The organism is Aliifodinibius sp. S!AR15-10 (assembly GCF_031569985.1).
Classification (GTDB): Bacteria; Bacteroidota; Rhodothermia; order Balneolales; family Balneolaceae; genus JAMQKA01.
Genome location: NZ_JAMQKA010000106.1, coordinates 1 through 1,619, shown reverse-complemented (window position 1 = coordinate 1,619; position 1,619 = coordinate 1). Strand labels below are relative to the sequence as shown.

Genomic DNA, 1,619 nt, shown 5'->3' with positions numbered 1-1,619 from the left:
GTTCCTACGCCCGGCTGGTCAAGGGGCAAAAATCTTCCAATGGCAAAGTCTACGGGACCGCCGGCGGGCGGATCGGCAACGCCCACCTGCGGTGGGCCTTTTCCGAAGCAGCGCTGCTGCAGGTGCGTGGCAACAAGCTGGCCGAGAAATATTACAATCGGCTGATCGCCCGCCACGGGAAGGCCAAAGCGCTGACCATCGTCGCCAAACGCCTGGGAGTGGCCGTTTACTATATGCTCAAAAGAAAAGAGCCCTTTAACGAGCACGAGTTTTTAGGACGATCTCCAGTGCATACCAAAAGGAACTAAAAGGGGCGCTGCCGCCAGCCCGAGGTCTAACTGAGCCTGATGGCAAGAGCCTTCTGCCAGCCAACTTACTATGACTGCTACGCAGCTGGCCAGGCCTGGGTGCCGAGCTCAACGCGCGTGATTGGAGGCGGCAGCGGCCCCGGAATATACTCGATGCCTGGCAGGTGGAGTGCCGGAACCACCGGCGTCTGCTGCCCCTGCTCCGAGATGACCCCTAACTGGAATGGCCCGGCCGGGCCATAGCCCCGCACGTGATCATCCGGGCCGGAGGGCACGCATCCCGAAAGCGTTCGGGAAGCCGTCCCGCAACGGCGGGACCATCCATTGGCCGGCTGGTTCGACCGATGTGATGTTGAGCCTCTATATATGTTTGGTGCAGCCGGCGAGCTGCAAACCATCGTTTGAATACTGCCTGCAGCAGCAACCACCGGGAAGGAGATCGAATGCAGAAAGGCGAGGAAAAAATCTTGCCGGGGAGAACTATTGGCGCTTGACATTGGAGGCCATATATAGGTTATAGCACTTGTTGATTAAGAAAGGAGATAAGTGTTTGTCAATTTTTTATAAAAATCTTGATATGAGTTACACCTTATTTCCATTGGTTCTACTTCAAAAGCATTTAAGACTTCTGCTATCGCTTTTGACTTTTGAATCTTATTTTTCCTTTTGATTAACTCCTCTAAGCTATCCGACTCATCTTTTTTATTTTCCCCATTTAATCTAGGGTAATAAAATTCAATTTTATTATTGATTTTAGTGTCTTCATTAGAATTTAATTTTCGAATTTTATTTGCTCGATGATTAATTAGCCACCACAGATGGTTTTCACTGAAGTCCAAGCCTAAACCTATAATGTCAATATTATGAGTAAATAAAATATCAGTCCAAAAAGGACTCTTTTCCTCATTATTTAATCGAGCATTTAGGCTCTGCTTTTCAATATTTTGTGTCCCACTTTGGCCTCTGATATTATCTTGTATTTGTTTTAAATATGAGCTGTAATGTTCGTAGCCAATCATTATAGATTTTTCATGATAGTGCTTTGTCGACTTAATAATATTTCTTGAGTCGAAAAGCTCTCCATGAATATGCCAAATGGTTAGATTTTGATTTGGGAAATAATAACTACGTTTAAGGCTGTATTTTCTTTCTTGTCTATTCTGGGCCAATTTTTTCTTTCTCTCCCTGAGTTCAAGTAATAAGTGCAACACGTAGGAAGACCTCAGGGGCGCGCCCCTGAGGTCTTCGGCCAAGCGGGTTATATTCGTGTTGCTTATGCAAGAATACACCCAACTCAGCGAAGAAAATCGT

2 protein-coding genes and 1 pseudogene are annotated in these 1,619 nt (G+C 46.7%); 1 reads left to right on the top strand and 2 read right to left on the bottom strand.

The window, feature by feature from the left end:
- Positions 1-14: 14 nt before the first annotated feature.
- A complete protein-coding gene (locus NC796_RS26995) occupies positions 15-308 on the top strand; it encodes a transposase (protein WP_409070430.1) in 294 nt (97 codons plus the stop codon).
- 214 nt (positions 309-522) lie between these two features.
- Here the strand turns inward: NC796_RS26995 and NC796_RS26510 are convergent, their stop codons facing one another.
- Positions 523-732: a hypothetical protein gene (locus NC796_RS26510; protein WP_310688902.1), complete on the bottom strand. Its 210-nt coding sequence runs from the start codon at positions 730-732 to the stop codon at positions 523-525.
- Positions 733-838: 106 nt separating this feature from the next.
- Positions 839-1,619: pseudogene (locus NC796_RS26505) on the bottom strand (hypothetical protein); the annotation flags it as partial.